Consider the following 23,948-nt stretch of genomic DNA (forward strand, 5'->3'; position numbering starts at 1 on the left):
AGAATGGCTCTGCCGGAGCTTCTAGTAATCAGGGCATTCAATCCCGAGCAAGGGCTGCAGTCAGCGGACGCGACCGCGACCCTCGGAAATCTCGACCGTTTCCGAACCGGTCAACACTTCGCGGTCGCCATTGGGCATTGTCACAAAACAGCCTGCCGAGCAGAATTCGATCGTTTCGCCCGCACCCACCACGATCTCCGATTGCGAGCCGCCTTCGGTAACGACGATGGTCTGTGGTTCGCTGTCGCGGTTGACGACACTGGCCGCAAACACCGAACCGCCGGCGAAAATGAACGTGGTGGCCGCAAGTGCAAATATCTTCATGGTTTTCATCGGTGCTTCACCACCCCTGTAACAGCGGGCACGACAGCCCTTTGGCCCCGTTTATAGAGATTTCAACCTGAACGGCAACTGAACGACGCATCCAGTTTTCCGCCGCTATTCCGGGTCGACTTTGCGTCGGCGCCGACGCTTTCCTGCCGACAAATCATCCTGTTCGTCCACTACCGCGTCCGAGGGATCTCCATTATTTGTAGCCTGCGCCGTCTCTTGAGCTTTAAACAGCCCCGAGCGCACGTGGATATCGCGTTGCGGAAACGGTATTTCGATCCCCTCCGCCTCGAATGCGTCGACAATGGCAAAGCGAATATCGTTTTGCACATTAAGCTGCATGAGAATGTCCGAAAGGTAGACACGAATCTCGAAATCGAGGGAAGAGTCGCCAAAGCCGGCAAAGAGGACAAATGGCTCCGGGTTCTTGAGGACAAGCGGATGTGATCTGGCGATTTCCAGAAGAATTTCGTGCACCCGCCGCACATCCGACCCATAGGCGACACCGATGGGTATCTCCATGCGCCCCAGCTTGTTGCGGTGGGTCCAGTTGCCGACAGCCGCGTTGATCAGCTCGGAATTCGGCAGAATGACTGACTGGCGTTGAAACGTCTCGATTTCGGTTGCGCGCACGGAAATTTTCTTGACCGTGCCCGATACCCCGCCCGCAACGATCCAGTCACCCGCCTTGAACGGACGCTCTGCCAGCAGGATCAGCCCCGAAACGAAGTTTGAGACGATGTTCTGCAGGCCGAAGCCGATCCCGAGAGAAAGCGCACCCGCGACAAGGGCGAGATTGGACAGATTGATGCCGGCCGCCGAAATGCCGATAAGCGCCGCAATCACCAGGCCGACATAGCCGATACCGGTTCGAATGGAATTGCGCACGCCGGAATCCATCCGGCTTCGGGCCATCACCTTCCCGTCGAGCCAACTCTGAAACCAGCGCGTAAGGAAATAACCGATGACGAACACGAGAATGCCGGTCAGGATTCCGACAATGGAGAACGAGAGAGAACCGACCTGAATCTTGCCGGCGATCCGATAGCTCCACGCCGTCAGATCTGCCCAACGGAACCCCCATTGCAGAAGGATAAGCGGCACGCCGATCAGAACCACGATCGTGTTGATCAGCATACCGGTGACGAGACCGAGTTGATCGAGCGCGGTTTCATCGAAAGCCGTGTAGCGCTCCAGCCGCCGTGCCAGCCAGGAATTGGCGAAAGCCCCCTCCGAGGTGATCGCCCCGGCTGTTAGGATGCCGATATACGTCGTGGCGATGATCGCGCCCGTGACCACCGCCTGCTGGGAAAGGAACCGGGCAAAGCCGATATAGCCAAGCATCGCCGCAATGATGATGGCCGCCCCAAGGGCGAACAGGAGATAGCGAAACTTGAGCGGCCAGGGTTTCGGTTTGCCTTCCTCATCATCCAAAGGGCTGACGCCGCCAATGGCCATGATGAGCAGGCCTACAATAACAGTGGCTATCAGACTGGTGGCCACTGTCAGCGAAAGCTGAGAGCCGAACAGCAGGTAGACCTGATCCATGAAATAGTCGAATCCGGTCGCTATCGCCGTAACCACGGCCAGAACTAGCAGCCATTGAGCCGCCTGCGACCGTACGGGCAGCAGCCGCCAGTTGGGTCGCCTCGGCGCAAGGATGGCCCGCGCCAGACGATAGACGAAATAAACCAGGATGATGACGGAAAAAAACGCCCACAGAAGTGGTTGGATATCGCTGCGCAGAAGGCTGAAATAGTCGAGAAAATAGTAGGTCGAGGCTAGGAAAACGCCAATAGACAGCGACGGTATCAGCGTCGAGAACAATGCCAGCGAAAGACGACTGAGATAGGTAGGCTCCGTTTCCGTCGGATCAGGCTCTATGAAATCGCCGAACAGGCGGCGCCCCCCGAAAAGCAGCGCGAGGGCGGCAATGGTCGCCAGCGTAGTCGCGAGAAGAAGTGGCTTGAGGCGATACTTGAAGACGAAGGAGAGCCAGGCGGAGACACGCTGGTAAACGCGTCCGACGTCCTGAGTGAACTCACCGGCAACATCCGCGCTCAAGGCCGCGGAGACATCGTAGCGGCGTGAAAGCGTTCGCGTGAAAAGGTCCCGCCGAAGTTCGGCAATTCCATCGACGACACTGTTGATATGAACCGAAAGCCTCTCGGCGTCGCCGATCAGCACGTTGAAACTCGCCTTCTCGTCGAGCAATCGGGTGCGTTCGCGCGTCACCTCCTCCGGTTCGGCCGGCTCGCCCTCCTTGCGCGGCTCACCCAGTTGTTCAAGACGCGTATTGATTTCGGAAAGGCGTGGACGAAATGCCAGACTTGCATCAAAGACCTCGCGCGCGAGCTTCTCCAGCTCAACACGCACCGAGACGAGTTCACCATCGTCAGTGGCCTGATCGTCTACTTCCTGTTCCAGGCTGTTGACGGTGGATTCGATTTCGGAAAGCTTTTCGCGTTGCACCTGCAGGAAGTTTTCCGGTGCCTGAGCCAAAGCCGACGCCAGGATGGTGACTTGGAACAGGAAGCACAGGAAAACCGGAAGGGCACGAAACTTCAACGACATCTCTAACAGTGTTCTCACAGAATCATACGCCATCGGTCATCAGCCTCAATGCGTGAACATTGCCTGAGCTACGTCGGCGCAGCAAGCGATACCCCGCGCCGAGGTCTGGTCTGTGAAAACCCTTGGCGTTTTGTTTGCTTTCGGCATTCCGGGTGTCCTATAGCTTTGATCCGGGATCAATCCTCGCTCTGGCAAAAGAATGGCGGCGCATGGCGGAATATTCAGCTTTTTCGCTTTTGAAGAATGCCTTTTCAGGCAATCGTGACTGGAAACCGGCCTGGCGCAAGCCCGATCCCAAACCGAATTACGACGTCATCATCATCGGTGGCGGCGGCCATGGGCTGGCAACTGCCTATTATCTCGCAGCCGAACACGGCATCACAAATGTCGCCGTTCTGGAAAAGGGATGGCTGGGTTCCGGCAATATCGGCCGCAACACCACCATTGTGCGTTCCAACTATCTTCTGCCGGAATCCCTCCGGTTCTACGAATATTCGATGAAGCTCTGGGAAAATCTCTCCCATGAGCTCAACTACAATGTGATGTTCTCACAGCGGGGCATCCTCAATCTCGCTCATAGTCCGGGCCAGGCGGACGCTTATATCCGCCGCGGCAACGCTATGCGCCACAGCGGTGTCGATGCCGAATGGTTGAGCCCGCAACAGATCGCACGCAGGGTGCCCGGCCTCGATACGTCCGCCTCGGCGCGCTTTCCGATCACCGGCGGGCTCTTGCAGCCGCGCGCGGGGACCGCACGCCACGATGCAATCGCCTGGGGCTATGCCCGCGCCGCAGACCGTCGCGGCGTCGACCTGCTCGAGAATTGTGAGGTGACGGGTTTCCTGCGCGACGGCGACCGGATCACCGGCGTCTCCACCACGAGAGGCGACATCCGCGCAAAAAAAGTTGCGGTGGCAGTTGCCGGCAGCACCAGCCGGGTCTTGCAGCGTGCCGGCATCGAGCGCCTGCCCCTCGAAAGCCACGTCCTTCAGGCCTTTGTCTCCGAGGCCATCAAACCATTCGTGAACTGCGTCGTCACCTTCGGTGCAGGGCATCTCTACATGTCCCAGTCCGACAAGGGCGGGCTGGTATTCGGCGGCAGTCTCGATTTCTACAATTCCTACGCCCAGCGTGGAAATCTTCCCACCGCTCAGGATGTGATGAGTGAGATCTGCGCCATGTTCCCCTCCGTTGCGCGGCTGAGGCTTTTGCGCTCCTGGGGTGGCGTGATGGACATGTCCATGGATGGCTCACCCATCATCACGAAAGGCCCCCTTCCCGGTCTCTACCTCAATTGCGGCTGGTGTTACGGCGGGTTCAAGGCCACGCCGGCCTCCGGCTATTCCTTCGCCTGGACCATCGCGAAGGACGAGCCGCATGCGATCAACGCCCCCTTCACGCTGAGCCGTTTCGAGCGCGGCGCCGCGATAGACGAAACGGGCCACGGCCCAACACCCAAACTGCATTGAGGGACACGCCATGCTGATCGATTGCCCGCATTGCGGCCCGCGCGATCTTGCCGAATTCTCCTATCAGGGGGATGCATCGCGCACGCGACCTGACCTCGGCTCGACCGACACGAAGGCTTGGATCGACTATGTCTACAATCGACCAAATCCAGCCGGACGACACCGCGAGTTCTGGCAGCATGCAGGCGGCTGCCGCGCGCATCTGGTCGTGGAACGCGACACGCTGACCCATGAAATTCACGCGGTCGCTATCGCTCGAGACGCTGCTGGCGGAGATGCCGCATGAGCCCGCGCCGTTCCAGTGCTGGCGGGCTGATCGACCGTACTCGAACCATCCGCTTCACCTTCGACGGCGAGAGCCTGACAGGCCATGCGGGCGACACGCTGGCCGCGGCCCTGCTGGCCAATGGCATCTCGCTGATGGGCCGCTCCTTCAAATATCACCGCCCCCGCGGTGTCTACAGCGCCGGGATCGACGAACCCAACGCGCTGGTGACCCTCCTGCGCGAAGGCGTGCGCGAGCCCAACATTCCCGCCACGCGGACCGAGATTTATGACGGTCTGCGCGCCGAAAGCCAGAACCGCTTCCCCTCGCTCGCCTGGGATGTCGGCGCGATCAATCAGCTTGGTGGCAAGCTTTTGGGCGCGGGCTTTTACTATAAAACCTTCATGGGCCCTGTCATCGGGCCTTTGAAGGGCACGCGTTTCTGGATGATGTGCGAACATTTCATCCGCCGCGCTGCCGGTCTCGGTCGCGCCGACTTTGAGGCCGATCCGTCACGCTATGAACAGGTCAACGCCTATTGCGACGTTCTGGTGGTGGGTGGAGGCATCGCCGGGCTCATGGCGGCGGAAGCGGCGGCAAAAGCAGGAAAACGCGTCATCCTGGCCGAGCAGGAGCCGCACACCGGCGGCTTTGCCCGCTGGTCCGGCGAAACCATTGACGAGATTCCGGCGCACGACTGGGCGAATGCGCTCACCCGGCGGCTTGCCGAGCTCGACAATGTCCGTGTTTTAACGCGCACGGCAGTCTGGGGCTATTACGACGGCAACACGCTCGCAGCCCTTGAACGCGTCAACGACCACCTTGCCCGCACGCCGAAAAATCACCCCCGCCAGCGACACTGGACAATCCGTGCCGGTGACGTTGTGCTCGCGACAGGCGCACTTGAACGGCCCATCGTCTTTCCCGGCAATGACCGACCGGGGATCATGCTGGCCGGCGCGGCGCGGCGCTATGCTAAGGAATTCGGCGTTCTGCCCGGAAGCAAAACCCTGTTTTTCACCAACAATGACAGCGCTTATCAGGCAGCCGCGATCGTGAAGCGCGCTGGCGGCCATGTGGCGGCCATTGTGGATGTGCGCGCCCGGATCAGCGATACCGCAAGCGCGCTCGCCATCGAAGCAGGCGTAGAACCGATCACCGGACATGCGGTCGTCGGCACCAAAGGCGGCAAGGCGCTTTCTGGCGCAATCGTACAGGCTTTTGATGCCGCGACAGGCAAGCTGTCGGGAGAAGCAAGGCCGCTCGAATGCGACAGTCTTGCGGTTTCGGGCGGTTGGCAGCCGGTCCTTCACCTGGCAAGCCAGGCGGGCGCAAAGCCCGTTTGGGACGACGTCACACAGGCCTTTCTGCCTCCCCAACCCACACAGCGCTGGATGGGTGCAGGCGCGTTTACGGGCAGGTTCGGCACGGCCGAAGCGCTCGTCACAGGTCGCGATGCGGGCCTGAAATGTGCCGAAAAACGTCCCTCCCGCGCCAGATTGCCTGACATCGCACCCGATGCGCCCGACCTGACGCCGGCTCCCGTTCTCGAGATCCGGGGCAAGGGCAAGGCTTTCGTCGATTTCCAGCACGACGTGACCGCCGACGATGTGCGCCTCGCCCACCGCGAGGGCTTTGTCAGTGTGGAGCACCTGAAGCGCTACACAACGCTCGGCATGGCGACAGATCAGGGCAAGACGTCGAACGTGCCTGGCCTCGCAATCATGGCCGCCGCGCGCGGCATCACCATCCCCGAGGCCGGCACCACGCGGTTTCGCCCACCCTATTCGCCGGTGGCCATCGGCGCCTTGGCTGCGGAACGTTATGGCGACCTGAAGCCCGAGCGATACACCCCCATGCATGAATGGCATGTGGAACACGGGGCGGAGATGACCCCGGCCGGCCTGTGGCATCGCCCGCTCGTTTATGCCGCCCCCGGCGAAACGGTTGAACAGGCCTATATCCGCGAGGCGGCGGCGGTGCGCCGCTCGGTGGGCATTGTCGATGTCTCCACCCTGGGCAAGATCGCCGTCAAGGGGCCGGACGCCGCCACTTTCCTTGATCGAGTCTACACCAACACCTTCTCAACGTTGAAAGTTGGCAAGGCACGCTACGGCCTGATGCTGCGCGAGGACGGCATTGCCTTTGACGATGGCACAACATGGCGGCTTGGCGAAACCGACTTCCTGATGACCACCACAACCGCCAATGCGGGCGCAGTGATGCAGCATCTGGAATATTGCCTCGACATTCTCTGGCCCGACCTCAAGGTCCATCTCACCTCGGTGACGGACCAATGGGCAGGCGCGGCCATTGCCGGGCCGAAGGCACGCGCCGTGCTGGAGCGCTGCGTCACCGGAGCGAAGGTCGACAACGAAACACTGCCTTTCATGGGCATCGTGCATGGTCAGGTTGAGGGCGCCCCCGTCATGATCTGCCGCCTCTCCTTCTCAGGCGAACTCGCCTATGAGGTCTATTGCGGCGCCGGCCACGGCATGCATGTGTGGGAAGCCCTGATGGAAGCCGGCGCCCGGTTCGAGATCACGCCCTACGGCATGGAAGCGCTTGGCGCATTACGAATCGAGAAAGGCCATGTCACCGGCGCCGAGATCGACGGTCGAACCACTGCACGCGACCTTTATCTGGACTGGATGCTCTCGAAGAAGAAGCCGTTCATCGGATCGGGCCTGATGGACCGCCCGGCCCTGATCGAGAAAAACCGCCTGCGGCTTGTGGGTGTCATCTCGCTCGATGGACAAAAGCTTGGCGGCGGTGCTCATCTGGTTGAGCGCGGCAGTCCTGACGAGCCGGGCGAAAGCATCGGCCATGTGACCGCCTATTGCTACTCGCCCGCACTGCAGAAATATATCGGACTTGCCCTCGTCCGGGGCGGTAAGGCCCGCCACGGCACACGGGCCTATCTCTCCGATCCCCTGCGAAAACGCTTCGGTCAGGTAGAGATCGTCAGCCACCATTTCTTCGATCCGGATGGGGAACGCATGCATGGTTGAACGCGCATCACCGCTGGCAAGTGATTTCCGCCCCGGCTCCTATGGCGACTTTGCCGACGGCACCGGCATCACGATTTCGGAAGCCAGAAAGGGCACAATCATCGAGGCAAGTTCCTGGCCCGGCCAGGAGGGGTCACTGGCAGAAGCCCTGTCAGCCATCTGCCATCTCAAGCTTTCGGCACGGCCTGGAAACGGCGCGACGAACCGCGAGGGCACATGCGCCTTCAACATCGGCCCCGGGCGTTTCCTTGTGAGTGGTCAAGATGAAGCGCTGGCAGGCGCTCTCTCTGCAGCCATTGACGCGACAATCGGAACGGTGACCGATCTTTCGCACGGTCGCACGGTGTTCACCTTGGAAGGTCCGGCGGTCGAATGGGTTCTGTCCAAGCTATTCGCGCTCGATTTCGACCTTTCCGCGTTCCCGGTTCACGCCGGGCGGGCCACGGCCCATCACGATCTCTTTGTGCAGATCCAGCGCAGGGCTGAGACGCGATTTGAGCTGTACCTGTTCCGTTCGTTTGCGAAAGCATTCGCCGACACGCTTCGCCATGCGTCACAGGATGTGGGCTATACAATAACATAGGCCCGGCGCGTCAACGCCGGGCCTATCGACCGACCCGCGGAGCCCGCGCGAACCGGTCTGATCTGCCGGAAGGCACCACGGGCACCTTCCGGCAGTTTTCAATCAGCCATTGTCGGCATCTGGTGCCATCTCTGCGGGCGGATTGCCTGGGCGCATTTTACCGGGCATATCTCCACGAGGGCCGCCTCTGTGGTCACGCTTGTGGTGCATTTTCTTGCCATGATGGCCGCCACGCTCGCCTGCCATCTGGCGGAACCCACGGCGCATTTCGCGCTGATCGACCTTGCCATCGTCATTGGCATCCATGAGCGCGAAACGCTTTGCCTGCTGGCTTTCGATCTCGGCAATGGTCACCGTGCCGTCGCCATCCACGTCGAGGCGCTGCGCGGCACGCTTGGCGCGGCGATCAGCCATGCGCTTCGCGGCCATGTCTTGAAGTTCTGCGTCAGACAACACACCGTCACCATCGGCATCGGCTGCTTTCAAACGTTCGATGTGAACCGCAGAAAACTCTTCGGCGGAGATGGCACCGTCGCCATCCTTGTCGAGACGGGAAAAGCCCCGCATCTTCTTGCCGTCCTTCATCTTTTCACCGGCGACCTGGGGTGCAGCCTGACCGGAGTTGGTCTCCTGCGCAATCGCGGCAGAACCAGCCATCAGGCTCAGAGCCATCGCCGTCAGAAGGATTTTCTTTTTCATATCTGTCTCCTCGTAGGGGCGCCGCAGGGAGGTTGCGGCAGGGAACGAGGAGATAATCGCTGATCGCACATTACGGCGACCTTGCCGGGAAATTACAAATTCGTAAGCAACAGCGGTGGAAAGCGACGTCAGCGAACGAAGGAAACAAATTCCTCCAGCGGCGCGCGTTCACTGCGCAGGTCATTTTCCGGCTTGGAGGCATCCTCGTAGCCGAGCGCCATGCCGCAGACGACGATTTCCTCATCGGGAATGCCGAGGATCGGGCGGATCTGCTTGTGATAGGGCGCAAAAGCCGCCTGCGGGCACGTATGGAGTTCACGGCCGCGTGCCGCGATCATCACCGATTGCACGAACATGCCAAGATCGATCCACGATCCCTTGTTCAAACGCCGGTCGATGGTAAAGATCAGGCCGACCGGTGCATCGAAAAAGGTAAAGTTGCGGTCATGCTGCGCGCGCATCCGCTCGACTTCACGCCGGCCAATGCCCAAAAGACTATAAAGCGCATAGCCAACCGCACGACGGCGCGAGAGATACGGCTCGAAGAATTTGTCGGGATAGTACTTGTATTCATCCCACTCGATCTTTTCCGGGCGAACACCTGAAGAAAGAATGGCGTCAGACAACGCCTTTTTGCGCTCACCCGACACCACATAGACCTTCCAGGGCTGCATGTTGGTGCCCGAGGGTGCACGCGCGGCAACGCGAAGAATGTCCCTGATTGTCTCATCGTCGACTGGGTCCGGCAAAAATGCCCGGACGGAACGCCGCGTCAGCATCGCCTCATCGACGATGTCGGAAATGGACGGTTCATTCTTCTTGTCAGGGGCCAACATGCCGCTATCCTTCCTGGCGGTCCTTTCAGATGCGCGACTATGCCCCCTGCATCAATATCGCGATCCATTCAGGACCAAATGCACACATTCACTACGCTGTTCTCGCACCGGTCGATTTGCTAAAACGCCGACCAATGCGCCGGTCCTCGTAGTCGAAGGACCTGTTTTTTTCAAGTCGAATGCCAAATTCGCCCCTGGAGCCCTCTATGCCAAATCCCTCATCCCGCATTGCAGGCATCGTCCCGTCAGGCAAGAATGGGTGGGAAATCCACTTCGCCGCCATGACCCGCAAACAGGCGGGCGACAAGGTCATCATGTTGTCCGTCGGCGACCACGACTTTGATACACCGGAAGGTACGGTCGAGGCCTGCGTCAATGCCGTGCGGGGCGGGCATCACCACTACACTCAGCTTCCCGGCCTGCCTCGGCTGCGACGTGCTTTGGCAAAATTGTCGGAAGAATGCACGGCAACCGAGACAAGCGCAGACGAGATCATGGTCACCATCGGTGGCCAGGGCGCGCTTTATGCTGCTTTCCAGGGAGTGCTCGATCCAGGCGACCATGCGGTGATTGTCTCGCCCTATTACGCGACCTATCCCGGCACAGTTCGTGCGGCTGGCGGCCGTTACACGGAGATCGAGACCCATGCGGAAAACGATTTCGAGCCAAGCCTCGAAGAAATCGAAGCCGCACTCGAACCAGATACACGGGCGATCCTGATCAATTCGCCGAACAATCCCACCGGCGCCGTCTACTCACGCGCAACCATCGAGCGCATCGCGGATATCTGCCGCAAACGTGATCTCTGGCTCCTGTCCGATGAAGTGTACTGGACCATTCGCTCGGAAAAGGAACATCTGTCGCCCCGCGCCCTACCCGGAATGAAGGAGCGGACGCTCGTCATCAATTCGCTGTCGAAGAGCCACGGCATGACCGGATGGCGCGTCGGTTGGCTCACCGGTCCGGCCGAGATGATCGCTGTTCTGACCAATCTCAATCTCGTTGCCACCTATGGCCTGCCCGATTTCACGTCCCACGCCGCCATCGCTGCCGCCGAGAACGGTTTCGGCCTCCGCGAGATCGCCGACCTCTACACCAAAAGGCGCAAAGCGTTTCTAGAGGCGATACGCGGCTTGAACGACGTGGTCGTTCGCGGCTCGGAGGGCGGCATGTATGTGATGCTCGATATCCGCGCCATCGAATCGGACTGTGAAAGATTTGCCTGGGATTTTCTGGGCGCGGAGAATGTTGCGGTGCTGCCCGGCGCGAGCTTCGGTGACGCCGCCAAGGGACATATCCGCATCTCCATGTGCCAGGACGAGGAAACGCTGCGCGAGGCTGCCAAACGCCTCCAACGTTTCATCACGGCCCGCCTGGGGCGCTCTGCCGCGGAATAGCGAGACAGGGCGCCGAGCGCCCTACTCCTTCTTCTCGGGCAAGCCCTTGCGATCGGTTTCAGCGAATTCTTCCAGTTCGTCTTCACTCATGGACTCATACATTTCCTTGGAAGCGCCCTGAAGCTTGGATTTCGGCATCTCTCCGCGTTTGGCCGCGAGTGCGGCCCCGGCGGCCTTTTGCTGCGCTTTGGACTTTGCCGGCATCTTGCTCTCCTGCTTGAGTTACCCACCCAAGGAACAAGCCTGGGGACGAAGCGCGGTTCCCGACATCGTTCAGATTGGTGACAATTTTCGCCAATGAGGATCGGGATTGAAGCGGTCGCCGTGCTGTGCCTGCAGGCGTTCAAGCGCGTTGACAATGTCTTCGATGCCGCGCGCACGCGCATATCGAAGCGGTCCACCCCGAAACGGAGCAAACCCCGTGGCAAAGATCATCGCGCCTTCCAGCGTCTTCTCGTCGGTCACAACGCCCTCCCGCAGGCAGGTCATGCAGGTGTTGAGCATGGGCAGGATCAATCGATCTGTCATGGCTCCGTCAGGCACCGGATGCTTTGTATTTTTCACCGGATCACCATTCCGGTCGTATGTATAAAGCCCCTGCCCCGCCTTCCGGCCGGTGTGTCCTTCCGCAACCATGGATTCCAGCCAGCCGGGCACATCCGGTACCGAGGTGTCGAGGCCGGCCCGCATGGTGCGCGCCACTTCAAGACAAATGTCCAGGCCGACACGGTCGGCAAGTTCGATCGGCCCCATGGGCATGCCGAACGAAACCGCGGACTGATCGATGGCTTCTTTCTGCATGCCTTCGTCGAGCATAACAAACGCCTCGGTGAGGTAAGGTGTCAGAACGCGGTTGATGAGAAAGCCCGGCGAGCTTTTCACCGCCGCGGGAAGCCTGTCGATAGAGCCGCAAAAGGCCGCCAGCCGCGCCAGCGCCGCATCCGAACAACCGTCATGTGAAACAACTTCAACGAGTTCCATGCGCGCGACAGGATTGAAGAAGTGCAGGCCCACCAGTCTCTCAGGAAACGGAACGGCCGTTAGCAACTCGTTTAAGGGAATGCTGGACGTGTTGGTCGCCAGTATCGCGTCCTTCTTCATCAAGGGCGCGACCGTTTCAAAGACCTTGCGCTTCACGTCGGCCTTCTCCGCCACCGCCTCGATCACCAGATCAGCCTGCCTGACGCCATCACCCGCAAAATCCGGAATCAGCCGATCTGACGCATCGCGTCTGGCGATCCCGCTGTGCAGGCGTTTCTCAAAAAGTCGCCCTGCCCGGCCGATTGCTGCGGCAAGAGCCTGTTCATCCAGATCGGAAAGCGTCACCCTGAGACCCCGCGCCGCACACCATGCGGCGATATCCCCGCCCATCGTCCCGGCACCGACCACGTGAACTTGCGCGATACCACTGTCCCCCTTCCCCCCTGCCTTCAAGGCTTCACGCAGGAAAAATACGTGAATGAGGTTCTGCGCCGTCTCCCCGGTCAAAAGCGTTGCAAAGGAGCGGATTTCCTCCTTCTGCATCTCGTCCTTGTTCCCGGCACCATGGTCTTCCCACAGATCAATCAGTCGATGAGGAGCAGGATAATGCTTTTCCGGTGCGCGCTTTGCAGCCATGGCGCGCATCTTGCGTGCGGCGAAACCGCGATAAAACGAAAAGCGGCTCAAACCCGCGCCCCGCTTTGTGGGCTTCAGCTTTCCCGAGATGGCCGCTTTGACCGCGTTCACGACATGCCGCTCCTCGACCACGGCGTCGACCAGGCCGAGCTTCCGCGCTTTGGCCGCATGTACGGATTTGCCAGTCAGCATCATCTTCATGGCTTCCACCGGATCGATCAGTGCCGGCAGGCGAAAAGTCCCTCCAAGGCCCGGGTGAAGGCCGAGAAGCACTTCCGGAAACCCGAAAACCGCTCCCTCGACCGCGATCCTGAACCTGCAGGCGAGCGCCAGCTCAAGCCCGCCGCCAAGACAATGGCCGTGCACCACCGCAACGCTTGGCATCGGGAGCGCTGCCATACGGTCAACGATTGCGTGGGCCCGCGTCATACGGGCTTCAACCTCGTTTGATTGAGAGACACCGGCGAAGTCTCGGATATCGGCACCCGCGATATAGCCACCGGCTTTGCCCGAGCGCAGCACGAGCCCAGCCGGCTGTAACGCCTCGACCTTTTCCAGCAAGGTTTCCAACTCGGCCATCACTGTTTCGGAAAGCGTGTTCGTGCTTTCTCCCGCGCGGTCGAGCACCAGCCAGGCAATAGCGTCCGCGTCCCTGGACAGCGACCAATGCTCAGTTTTCGCGATCTCCTGCGCATCGGAGCCGAGCGCAAGACGGTTTCGATCGAGATGCTTGCCAGCAGATATCGTTTCAACAGACATCAGACCACCTCCATCAGCATCGCGCCACCAAGACCGCCGCCGATGCATTCGGTTGCCACACCGCGTTTGAAACCGCCTCTGCGCAGGGCGTTGACCAGATGAAGCACGATCCGGTTGCCGCTGGTTCCAACCGGATGCCCGAGGCTGATCGCTCCTCCATCCACATTGAGGCGAGTGTGGTCGATGCGGCCGAACGGCGCTTCAAGCCCAAGAACTAGGCGGCAGTAGTCTTCGTCTTCCCACGCGGCAAGGCATGCAAGAACCTGCGCCGCAAAAGCCTCATTCAGTTCCCACAGTTCGATGTCCTCGCGGGTCAGACTGTGCCGTTCGAGCAACGCCGTCGAACTCAGTGTTGGCCCAAGACCCATGATGGAAGGATCCAGCCCCGACCACTCACTGTCGACGATCCGGGCCAGCGGTGTGAGACCGTGCTTCCTGAGCGCCTCCTCGGAAGCAAGGATGACCCAGGAGGCCCCGTCGGTGATCTGCGAGGAATTGCCCGGGGTGACGTTGCCAAAAGGTTTTTCAAAGGCCGGTTTCAGCTTGGCGAGCCGCTCCATCGAGGTATCCGGACGAACGCCGTCATCGTGATCGTACAAGACGCCATCGCGGGTCACAGCAGGAACGACCTCCCCTTTGAGAGCGTCGCTTTTCTGTGCCCTCGCCAACCGCTGGTGACTTTCCAGCGCATATGCATCCGCCGCTTCACGCGAAATGTCGAAGATATGGCCGATTTTCTCGGCTGTCTGTCCCATATTGAGTTGGGTGACGGGATCGGTCAGCCCACGCTCAAGCCCAATCACCGGTTTGAGCATGCGCGGTCGCAAGGCACCCACGGCCGCCAGCTTTTCAAGAAGCGACTTGGAAAAGGCGAAGCGACCGAACCATGCAGAGCCTTCCTGCGGCCACACCAGCGGTGCATGGGAAAGCGCCTCCGTTCCTCCTGCCAGGATGAGATCCGCCTTTCCCGCCTCGATCGTACGGAAAGCAGTGTCGATAGACTGCATCCCGGAACCACAATTGATCTGAACGGTGAAGGCCGGCATCGCGTCACCCATGCCCAGCCGCAATGCTGCCACCCGTGCCGGATTCATCTCGTCTGCAATCACGTTGACACAGCCGAGGATGACCTTGTCGAAACTTGCGGAAGAAAAATTCTGTCTTGCCAACAATGGCCGCCCGCATTGGACGGCAAGATCCACCGGTGTGAATGGCCCCGGCTTGCCCTGGGCCCTTAGAAACGGCGTCCGTGCGCCATCCACGATGAAGACGGGCCTGTCTTTGCTCTCACGATTTTTTGTCTGACGGACAGGAGCTGTTCGCGTGCCTCGCGCGGGTGATTTCCGGGCAACGCGCTCCTGCTTTCGGGGCAATTGTGCCATGCAACACGCACCTTTCCTGAGAACCCGACGACCAGCAATTCTTCAGCTCAGTCGAAGCAGTTGAGCATCTTTGTCATTAATGACACAACCTTTCTGGCCTTTCCTGGTTCCGATGTTGCTTCATTCCCAATAACGCCGGCTTTAGGCCACAATTGTCTGGCCTGACCTGATTAGCCGCATTGGCCCCAGAAGCGGTTTGTGGTTTAACCGCACTGTTTTGCAGCATACGGGCGACAGGCGTTAACGTCACGGCAAGGTTGGTGACCGACACTTCGGCTCGAGAATGGGAGACGGGTTTGAGTGAAATCGACGCGAAACCGTCGATGGGGTGGCGTTTGCACGGGCCGTTGCTGCTCGCGCTTATGCTCGCCTTTTCGCCGCCTTCCGCCAATGCTTTCGAGCTGTTCGGCTTAAAGCTCTTTGGCAAGGACAAGAGTGCAGAAGAGCCGGACACGATCGGTGAACCCTGGAACTACACGGTAGAGTTCGTCCTTCCCTATGGCGCGGACGACACCGAAAAGAAGCTGAAAGGCGCCTCCTCTCTCTGGGCAGACCGCGAGAAACCCGCTTCCGGCGCAGCCGGGCTCATTGTCAAGGCGCGTGGCGACTATCGCCGCCTTCTGAATACGCTCTACGGCTCAGCGCTCTATGGCGGTTCCATCAGCATCACCATTGATGGCCAAGAGGCATCCAGTCTTCCCATCGACGCAGACATTTCCAACCCGGCCACTGTTCGGGTCGCTGTCGACCCCGGCTCCGTCTTTCATTTCGCCCAGGCGCGTATCGTCAATCAGGCGCCACCGCCGCTCAACCGCAAAGACCGTGTGGAAGACCCGGCAAAAGAGGGCTTCCAATCGGGAGAGGTAGCAGCCTCCGGAACCATCCTGAGAGCCGGTCGCCTTGCCGTCGAAGCCTGGCGCCATCAGGGGCATGCAAAGGCCGAGATCGTTGAGAGGCGCGTCACCGCCGCGCATGAAACGAAGACAGTGGATGCGATCCTTACCGTCGAACCTGGCCGTCGCGCGACCTATGGCGCTGTATCCGTCAGCGGAACGGAACGAATGGATCCCGACTTCGTGGCGCGCCAGACCGGGCTCGTTCCCGGACGCGAATACGACCCGGACGACATCGATCGGGCTCGCCAGCGCCTTTCAAAGCTAGACGTCTTTCGCTCCGCCCGGATCGAGGAAGCCGACGAGATCAGCGCTGACGGCATCCTGCCGCTTGCCGTCATCGTCCAGGAGCGCCTGCCCCGCCGATTCGGTGTCGGCGGCACCTATTCAACGCTGGACGGACTTGGCGTGCAGGCTTACTGGATGCACCGCAACCTCTTCGGTCGCGCCGAAAGACTCCGTTTCGAAGGACAGGTTTCCGGCATCGGCAACACATTCAAGCCGGAAGATCTGACCTACCGGGTCGGAACCAGCTTTCTCAAACCCGGCGTCTACACGCCCGACACGGATTTCCAGGCTTCGATATTCGGTGATCGGGAGGTTCTCGAACGCTATACGCGCACCGCGGTAAGCGCTGAGTTCGGCTTCCGGCACGAATTTACCGAAGAGCTTTCCGGAAGCCTGTTCGCCAATGCCGGCCGTGCCCGCTTCGAAGACGATTTCGGAACACGCGACTTCACGACGATAGGTCTCGCGGGCACGCTGACTTATGACAGCCGGGACAACCCTGCCGACGCAACCGAAGGCTATTTTGCCGAGTTGTCGCTCGAGCCGTTCTACGAAATGGAATATCGCAACCTGGCCGCCCGCATGCTTCTGGAAGGCCGCGCCTACCATGATTTCGGCAGCGATGGTCGCTTTGTGCTGGCCGGACGCGCAAAAATCGGCGCCCTGGTGGGTGCGCCCATTGATGAAACACCCCCAGATAAGCTCTTCTTCGCCGGCGGTGGCGGTTCAGTCCGGGGTTATGCCTATCGCAACATCGGCGTCGAGACGGCGGACGGTACTGCGGGCGGCCGCTCGTTGATGGAGGCCTCGGCCGAACTGCGCGCACGCGTCACGAATTCTATCGGTGTCGTTGGATTCATTGACGCCGGCACTGTCGGTGCGGAATCCTTCCCTGACTTTTCGGAGGACGTGCGAATCGGCGTCGGCGCCGGTCTACGCTACCTCACCCCGTTAGGGCCCGTGCGTCTCGACGTCGCCGTCCCGCTCGATCGACGCGACGGCGATCCGAGCGTTGCCGTTTATGTCGGAATAGGACAAGCGTTTTGATCCGCTTTTTTGCAGCTCTGATCCTGCTTTTCGTCCTGCTGCCTGCCATGGCGCAGGACACCCCCAGCGAGCGCACGCCCGATGAAGAGCGCTCTTTCTTCACACGTCTTCTGGAAGATCAGCTCTCCACCCCGAACCGGCAGATTCGCATTTCCGGCATCTCCGGTGCTCTGTCGTCGCAGGCCACCATCCGTGAGATCACCATCGCCGACCGGGAGGGCATCTGGCTGCGCATCGACAACGCCTCCATCGACTGGAGCCGCTCCACCCTTCTTCTGCGCCAGCGCCTCGAAGTCCAGAAGCTCGCCGCAGAAACGATCCTGGTCACGCGCCGTCCGCTGCCGGATGAGGGGCTGCCGTCGCCCGAATCACGCTCTTTCCAGGTCCCCGAACTGCCGCTAGCCGTCAATCTCGAACAGCTCGAGATAAAAGAAGCAACGTTCGGGCAGGAGGTTTTCGGCCTTTCTGCAAACCTCGCCCTGACCGGCGCCCTGAAAATCGACAGCGGAACCCTCGAGAGCAATTTCGATGTACAGCGACTGGACGGTCCTGGTGGACAGTTTGCCCTTGATGCTGCGTATTCCAACGAAACCGAGATACTGGATCTCGATCTGGTCCTTGATGAACCCGCAAACGGTGTGGTCGCCAATCTTCTGAATGTCCAGGGCCGTCCGCCTCTCAAGCTTACCCTTGCCGGCAGTGGGCCGCTGAGCATGCTTGACGTCAAGCTGGCGCTTGAGGCCGACGGTGTACCCGCCTTCGGAGGGACGGCGCGACTTCGCGAACGTGAGGAAGGGCTTGGCTTTTCGGCCAGTCTCGCAGGGTCTATCCGACGGCTCGTGCCGGTCCAGTTTCAGGATTTCTTCGGCGCGGGGACCCGCATCAACGTCAACGGCGTATCGAAAAACGGCGGCGGGATCCTGCTTGAAAATTTTCAGGTCGCCAGCGCCTCCATGCGTATCGAGGCTGTTGCGGAGACGAGCAGCGACAATTTTCTCACCGCTCTCTCCCTTGGCGCCTCCGTCGCCAACCCCAAAGGCAACCGTGTGCTGTTGCCGGTCGCCGGTGGTCAAACCTCCCTGCAATCGGCGAAACTGGATGTCACCTTTGGCGAGGCCGGTTCCGACCGCTGGAACGGAAAAATCGAACTGGATGGGCTTCAAACCGCGGAATTCGCCGCTGGTCAGACCATCCTTACGATGGGCGGACTTGCACAGAACCTGAATAATCCCCTTTCACGCCGCATAAGCTTCGAGGTCGACGGTGGCCTCTCCGAGATCACCGCAACGCAGGCAAAGATCGCCGAGGCACTCGGTGATACCATTGATATCATGGCGCGGGGTGACTGGCAGGCAGGCAATCCTGTCTTGCTGGAAAACGTAAGCATTTCTGGAAACGGGCTGGAGGCCGCCTTCGCCGGCCAGATCGATGATTTCGCCTTTAACGGCGATATCAAGCTTAGAGCAGCCGACATTGCGCCCTTCTCCGGCCTTGCGGATCAGGCACTGGGCGGTTCGGTCAATCTCGTCGCCAATGGCACGGTGCGCCCCATCAGCGGCGCTTTCGATCTCGACCTCGACGGTACGGCAACCGACCTGCGTATCGAGAACGAGATTGCCGGAAACCTGCTTGCGGGAACCACGCGTGTGGAGGGCGGTGTGGCTCGAGGTCCCGAAGGGTTGACCGCGCGGGCATTGTCCCTCGCAAACAATCAGTTCAGCATGCAGGCCGATGGTACCTTTGCCACCGGAACAGCGAATTTCCGCTTCGACGCCGCACTGGAAGATATGGCGCTTCTTGCAGATAATGCGTCGGGCCGCCTGACAGCCACAGGCCGCGCCGAAGGAGCGGAGGAACGCATCAATCTGACGCTGAAAGCCGATGCGCCGCGCGGCAGGCTGTCCGGCCGCGATCTCAGCAATGCCACGATCGGTTTCGACGGACAGCTCGAAAATGATACTCTAACGGGCGCCGTGGACGGTACCGCCTTTCTGGCGGGCGAGCGCGTGGACCTCTCCAGCCAGCTTGTCCTTTCGCCGGATCAAAGACGGATGACGGAATTTTCATTCCGTGCCGGCGGCGCGACCGCCAGCGGCAACATCGTGCAGAATGTGCGCGAAAACCTGATCGACGGAAAGGTCAACATCGATGCCGCCGATGTGTCCACCGCCGCTGCCCTCCTCCTGCGTGAGGCAACCGGCAGTGTGAAGGCCGACCTGTCTCTTTCACACGTCGGCGAAAACCAGATTGCAGACATCAACGCCACAATCCGTGACCTGAACGTCGAGCAGACGCGCATTTCCACCGCGGCAATCGCCGCCACCGTCGAGGACTTGTTTGGTGTCCCCTCGGCGGTCGGCTCGATCAATGCAGAAGGGATCAGTGCTGGCGGTGTCAACGTCGCTTCAATTGAAGCCACCGCGCGCAAGAACGCCGGTGCAACAGATTTCGAGGGCAAAGCCCTTCTTGAACAGGGCACCGAAATTGAGACCAGGGGCGCGCTCGCACCTGAAGGCGAAGGCTATCGCCTTCGGATCAACGAACTCCGCCTGGACCAGGGTGCTGTTAAGGCCCGTCTTCTGGATCCCACGTCCCTTCTTGTGGACGGCAGCGTCTACACGCTCGATCCAACAGCGATTGATGTTGCGGGCGGTCGCATCACCGCCGGAGGGCGCATCGCCGATATTCTCGATCTCGCCGTCAACCTACAAGAGGTCCCGCTTTCCATCGCCAACACGATCCAGCCTGGGCTAGGTCTTGGCGGCACGCTCGACGGCAATGCTGAGATCAAAGGCACCCGCGACAATCCGCTGGTGAATTTCGACGTCGACGGACGCGAAATCACGTCACCTGTTCTGGCACAGGCAGGCCTGAGGGCGCTGACGATCGATGCAACCGGGACGAGCCGCGACAATCGGCTGAACCTCGACACCAGCATCAGCAGCCCGGAAGGGTTGAACGCCTCCGCAAGCGGCGCGGTCCCCTTCGATGACGGGCAGCTTTCCCTGGATGTCGCTCTCAACGCTTTCCCTCTGGCCGCCCTGAACCGTGTCGTGCGCGGTCAGGACCTTGCCGGACAGCTGACAGGCAGCGCTCGGGTGACGGGCAAGCTTGCAAAGCCGCAGGCAAGCTTCGACATGCGCGCCACCGGTCTACGGGCTGCACCTTTGTCCGGTGCTGGCCTTGGCCCGCTTCAGCTCGCTGCCAGCGGCCGTTACGCAGGCGATGCGATTGAACTGGCCCGGTTGACGGCGGACGGCCCGTCCGGGCTTGGCGTGGAAGCGAGTGGCACAATCCCGCTGTCCGGTTCCGGCCTTGGGCTCAACCTTGCAGGTACGGCACCGCTTTCCATCGCCAATCGCTTTCTTGCCGATCGTGGAACCCAGCTTTCCGGAACTGCCTCCGCCAATATCCGCGTCTCCGGTGCCGTGGCCGATCCTATCATTGATGGCACGATCTCGACCGCCAACGCTTCTGCCGTCGATCCCCTCACCAATCTGCGCATTGGAGACGTGCGCCTGGCCGCAGCCGTCAATGGCGATCGGGTGACGATCACCGAAGGCTCTGCCGCCCTGGCCGCCGGCGGTCGCGTGTCCGTCTCCGGCACGATCTCGACCAATGCTCAGGCGGGATTTCCCGCCGATCTGAGAATCGGGCTGAACGACGCCAGACACACCGACGGCGAAATGCTGACAGCGACCGTCAACGGTGCCCTGACGATGACAGGCGCCCTCACCCGCGACCCGCTGCTTGCTGGCGAGGTGAACGTGGAACGTGCCGAAATTCTCGTGCCGGAAAGCATCGGTGGCGGCGCTGCTGAGATCAACGTGCGCCATATCGATCCGCCCCCGGCTGTTCAGCGCACGCTGGAGCGCGCCCGCGCAGATGACGGTACACCCATGCCCTCGGCGCGTCCGAGCGTCATGCGGCTCGATGTCAACGTGACAGCGCCGGCTCGCATCTTCGTGCGTGGGCGCGGCCTTGATGCCGAACTTGGAGGCTCGGTGAGATTGACAGGGCCGGTAACCAACATACAGCCGGTCGGAGGCTTCAAGCTCATTCGCGGCCGTCTATCCATCATCGGTCAGCGCATCACCTTCGACGAGGGAGAAGTCACCATGGTGGGCGATCTCGATCCGCAGCTCGATTTCGTCGCCCGCTCACGCGGCAACGACATCATCGTCTTCATCAATGTGAATGGTCGTGTCTCCGACCTGAACATCACATTCTCTTCGCAGCCCGAACTGCCGGAGGACGAAGTGTTGGCGCGCCTCATCTTCAACCGAGGCATCAACGAACTCTCCGCCGTGCAGATTGCACAGCTTGCGGCAGCCGCCGCAGAATTGGCGGGCGGATCCAACAGCTCCTTGCTGGGCTCATTGCGCAGTGCAACAGGACTTGACGATTTGGATGTCGTCACCGACAGCGAAGGCAACGCGGCGGTGCGCGCGGGCCGCTACATTCAGGACAATATCTATCTTGGAGTGGAAGCTGGCGCGAAAGGCACGACACGCGGCACGATCAACCTCGACATTACCGAGGATCTCAAAGCACGTGGTGCGGTGGGATCCGACGGCGATTCAAGCCTCGGGATCTTCTTCGAAAAAGACTATTGATCCGGACAAAAGAAAGCCGGCCAGAGGACTGGCCGGCAAACGGCGCGCTTGGTTCGGGTCGGGGGGATGGTGGGTGCGCGCCTTGTCTTTGAAACATCGCTGGGCAACAAAGGTTCCACAAAAAATCTCAACTTCGCGAATCCCGCGCAAATCGTTCATCCGGGAGACGCGTCTCAGCGTTGCCAGCCCTGCGCGCCGATCAGAGGAACGAAAGAAACCGTCGCAAGAACCTCCGTGCGAAAGTCGCTGTCCCCGTCACGCACCACGCAGGTGAGCTTCTGGGCACCGGGCGTTGACCCAACCGGCATGACTAGCCTTCCATTGAGAGCGAGTTGCGCTTGCAGCGCTTCCGGCACCCGCGGCCCTGCAGCGGTCACTATGATGGCATCAAACGGCCCTTCTTCCGGCAGCCCCAGCGTACCGTCACCCACAACAATACTCACATTGTCGAGGTAGCCCGCCTCTCCCAGGCGTCGCCGCGCCGCAATCGCCAGAGAATCGTGCCGCTCAATCGAAAAAACATGTCCGGCGATGCGAGACAGGATGGCCGTGGAATAGCCCGACCCCGTCCCGACCTCGAGAACCCGGCTTTGCGGCTTTATATCTGCCACCTCGGTCATCAGCGCAACGATATAGGGCTGGGATATGGTCTGCCCGTCGCCGATGGGCAGAGCTCCATCTTCATAGGCCAGCTCGGCAAGATGCTCCGGCACAAACAGATCGCGCGGCACTTCAGCCATTGCATCGAGCACGGTGTCGGACACGATGCCACGCCGTCTCAACACCGCAAGCATCGCGCCGCGGCGGTCGTCGTTCTGTTCGGTATGTTGCTTGCTGCTCAAACCTGCCCGGCTTCGGTCGTGAAGAAAATGTCCAACCCCTATATTGCAGCCAAACGCATCTCACCGTCCATCCTTGCGCCCATGAACTTATGCATGGCAGAGCAGGAACCGCGCATAGCTCGACTGGCCAGGGGCGGATAATTCGTTTGAAATGCAAAGAAAAAAAGTTTGGTGGGTGATACAGGGCTCGAACCTGTGACCCGCTGATTAAGAGTCAGCTGCTCTACCAACTGAGCTAATCACCCGACCAATTCGGGCGGCGATCTGGTCGCCGTCAACCGAATGACCGGCTCCTTAAACGGTTTCTGCCATGCATGCAAGACACTCTGACACGAGTTTGTCACTTATTGCTCAAATCAACAGTTTCCCCTCCGCCACCCGCACCGCATGACCGCCGATCCGGGCAGAAGTGATCGCCCCCAGATGGACGTCCACCTCCAGGCGGATGCTGGACGGCCGGCCCATTTCAATGCCTTGCTCGATCAGGAAGCCATGTGCGCCATCGACAAGCGCATCATGCTGCATGATCGCACCCGCAAAGGCAGCAGCCGCCGAACCCGTTGCTGGATCTTCGGGTATCCCGTCATCAGGAGCAAACATGCGAACGTGAAATGCATGATCGTGGTTCACCGTTTCGCGGCAATAGATGTACGGGGCAGCGGATGGCCCCTCGATCCGAGGGACAAGCGAACGCCAGAGGGCGGGATCGATCTGCGCACGGCGCGCCACGCTTAGATTGGCCACCGGCACACAAATATAGGGAACCCCTGCACTCCACGTGCTGATGGTGTGATTCTCGAACCCGATCTCATGATGACCGAGCCCGAGAGCAGCAGCCACCGCCTCCGGTTCTATCGGGAACGGAAGCGTCATGGGCAATTTGGGAAGATCGAACTCGGCATAGGCCACGTCCTTCCCCGCCGTGACAGCGCAGCGCACCGGTCCCACCGCCTCCTCCAGCATCATGATCGAAGTCTGGGAGCTCCCATCACCCGGTCCCGCCCGCTCAGCTAGAGCGATCGCGGCTCCCACCGTCGGGTGACCAGCGAAAGGCAATTCCGAACGCGGCGTGAAGATGCGCAGATGCGCTGTGTGGCTCTTGCTCGCCGCTTGTCCGATAAAAACGGTCTCCGAGAGATTGAACTCCCGCGCGATCCTCTGCATCACCGCATCATCCATCCCGTCCGCATCCAACACCACGGCCAATGGGTTTCCTGAAAGGGACTCAGCGGAAAAAACGTCATAAATATAATAGTTTCGACCAGTCATCTCGCCTCTCACAGAAAAATCCAGATCATCGCAGCAATGCGGCGGTGCGGACCCTGCTTCGCCATCTTTTG

The 23,948-nt window shown here is 60.4% G+C and carries 16 protein-coding genes and 1 tRNA gene; 7 read left to right on the forward strand and 10 right to left on the reverse strand.

The window, feature by feature from the left end; translation table 11 throughout:
* Window positions 1–60: 60 nt before the first annotated feature.
* Together KW403_RS01400 and KW403_RS01405 are read right to left on the reverse strand one after the other, a co-directional pair.
* Window positions 61–333, reverse strand: coding sequence for a hypothetical protein (locus KW403_RS01400; protein WP_223021007.1), 273 nt, complete (start codon window positions 331–333; stop codon window positions 61–63).
* 105 nt (window positions 334–438) lie between these two features.
* Window positions 439–2,904: a mechanosensitive ion channel family protein gene (locus KW403_RS01405; RefSeq protein WP_223021008.1), complete on the reverse strand. Its 2,466-nt coding sequence runs from the start codon at window positions 2,902–2,904 to the stop codon at window positions 439–441.
* A 209-nt stretch (window positions 2,905–3,113) separates the two neighbouring features.
* Between KW403_RS01405 and KW403_RS01410 the strand changes: the two genes are divergently transcribed.
* The 4 genes from KW403_RS01410 to KW403_RS01425 are packed head-to-tail and all read left to right on the forward strand — an operon-like array spanning window position 3,114 to window position 8,232.
* On the forward strand, window positions 3,114–4,373 hold the full coding sequence (locus tag KW403_RS01410) for a sarcosine oxidase subunit beta family protein (RefSeq protein WP_223021009.1): 1,260 nt from the start codon (window positions 3,114–3,116) through the stop codon (window positions 4,371–4,373).
* Between the two features lie 10 nt (window positions 4,374–4,383).
* A complete protein-coding gene (locus tag KW403_RS01415; protein ID WP_223021010.1) occupies window positions 4,384–4,659 on the forward strand; it encodes a sarcosine oxidase subunit delta in 276 nt (91 codons plus the stop codon).
* Complete coding sequence (locus tag KW403_RS01420) at window positions 4,656–7,649, forward strand: sarcosine oxidase subunit alpha family protein (RefSeq protein WP_223021011.1); 2,994 nt, start codon at window positions 4,656–4,658, stop codon at window positions 7,647–7,649. The genes KW403_RS01415 and KW403_RS01420 overlap by 4 nt, the downstream gene beginning before the upstream one ends.
* Entirely contained in the window at window positions 7,642–8,232 is a 591-nt protein-coding gene (locus tag KW403_RS01425) for a sarcosine oxidase subunit gamma (protein ID WP_223021012.1), read from the forward strand. Before KW403_RS01420 ends, KW403_RS01425 begins: the two co-directional genes overlap by 8 nt.
* Window positions 8,233–8,334: 102 nt before the next feature.
* On the opposite strand, the gene KW403_RS01430 is transcribed toward KW403_RS01425, so the two are convergent.
* The gene (locus tag KW403_RS01430; protein ID WP_223021013.1) at window positions 8,335–8,931 is read right to left on the reverse strand and encodes an EF-hand domain-containing protein; all 597 of its coding nucleotides are present in this window, start codon (window positions 8,929–8,931) and stop codon (window positions 8,335–8,337) included.
* A 128-nt stretch (window positions 8,932–9,059) separates the two neighbouring features.
* Entirely contained in the window at window positions 9,060–9,767 is a 708-nt protein-coding gene (locus KW403_RS01435) for a nitroreductase (RefSeq protein WP_223021014.1), read from the reverse strand.
* A gap of 206 nt (window positions 9,768–9,973) precedes the next feature.
* On the opposite strand from KW403_RS01435, the gene KW403_RS01440 reads away from it, so the two are divergent.
* Entirely contained in the window at window positions 9,974–11,164 is a 1,191-nt protein-coding gene (locus tag KW403_RS01440; RefSeq protein WP_223021015.1) for a pyridoxal phosphate-dependent aminotransferase, read from the forward strand.
* 21 nt (window positions 11,165–11,185) lie between these two features.
* Here KW403_RS01440 and KW403_RS01445 read toward each other — a convergent pair whose 3' ends face one another.
* From KW403_RS01445 to KW403_RS01455, 3 genes are all read right to left on the reverse strand, one after another.
* Complete coding sequence (locus tag KW403_RS01445; RefSeq protein ID WP_223021016.1) at window positions 11,186–11,368, reverse strand: DUF3008 family protein; 183 nt, start codon at window positions 11,366–11,368, stop codon at window positions 11,186–11,188.
* Window positions 11,369–11,437: 69 nt separating this feature from the next.
* Window positions 11,438–13,540, reverse strand: coding sequence for a 3-hydroxyacyl-CoA dehydrogenase NAD-binding domain-containing protein (locus KW403_RS01450; RefSeq protein WP_246637851.1), 2,103 nt, complete (start codon window positions 13,538–13,540; stop codon window positions 11,438–11,440).
* A complete protein-coding gene (locus tag KW403_RS01455; protein ID WP_223021018.1) occupies window positions 13,540–14,922 on the reverse strand; it encodes an acetyl-CoA C-acetyltransferase in 1,383 nt (460 codons plus the stop codon). The genes KW403_RS01450 and KW403_RS01455 overlap by 1 nt, the downstream gene beginning before the upstream one ends.
* 323 nt (window positions 14,923–15,245) lie before the next feature.
* Between KW403_RS01455 and KW403_RS01460 the strand changes: the two genes are divergently transcribed.
* Window positions 15,246–17,150 (forward strand): autotransporter assembly complex protein TamA, encoded by a 1,905-nt coding sequence (locus KW403_RS01460; protein ID WP_223022391.1) that lies wholly within the window; start codon window positions 15,246–15,248, stop codon window positions 17,148–17,150.
* The gene (locus KW403_RS01465; protein ID WP_223021019.1) at window positions 17,147–21,766 is read left to right on the forward strand and encodes a translocation/assembly module TamB domain-containing protein; all 4,620 of its coding nucleotides are present in this window, start codon (window positions 17,147–17,149) and stop codon (window positions 21,764–21,766) included. Before KW403_RS01460 ends, KW403_RS01465 begins: the two co-directional genes overlap by 4 nt.
* A 173-nt stretch (window positions 21,767–21,939) precedes the next feature.
* Here the strand turns inward: KW403_RS01465 and KW403_RS01470 are convergent, their stop codons facing one another.
* From KW403_RS01470 to KW403_RS01480, 3 genes are all read right to left on the reverse strand, one after another.
* Window positions 21,940–22,608: a protein-L-isoaspartate(D-aspartate) O-methyltransferase gene (locus KW403_RS01470; RefSeq protein ID WP_246637852.1), complete on the reverse strand. Its 669-nt coding sequence runs from the start codon at window positions 22,606–22,608 to the stop codon at window positions 21,940–21,942.
* 169 nt (window positions 22,609–22,777) lie between these two features.
* A tRNA-Lys gene (locus KW403_RS01475) sits at window positions 22,778–22,853 on the reverse strand.
* 106 nt (window positions 22,854–22,959) lie between these two features.
* Window positions 22,960–23,877: a PhzF family phenazine biosynthesis protein gene (locus tag KW403_RS01480; protein ID WP_223021020.1), complete on the reverse strand. Its 918-nt coding sequence runs from the start codon at window positions 23,875–23,877 to the stop codon at window positions 22,960–22,962.
* Window positions 23,878–23,948: the final 71 nt, after the last annotated feature.

Origin of the sequence: Nitratireductor kimnyeongensis (assembly GCF_019891395.1) — a bacterium.
Taxonomy (GTDB): domain Bacteria; phylum Pseudomonadota; class Alphaproteobacteria; order Rhizobiales; family Rhizobiaceae; genus Nitratireductor; species Nitratireductor kimnyeongensis.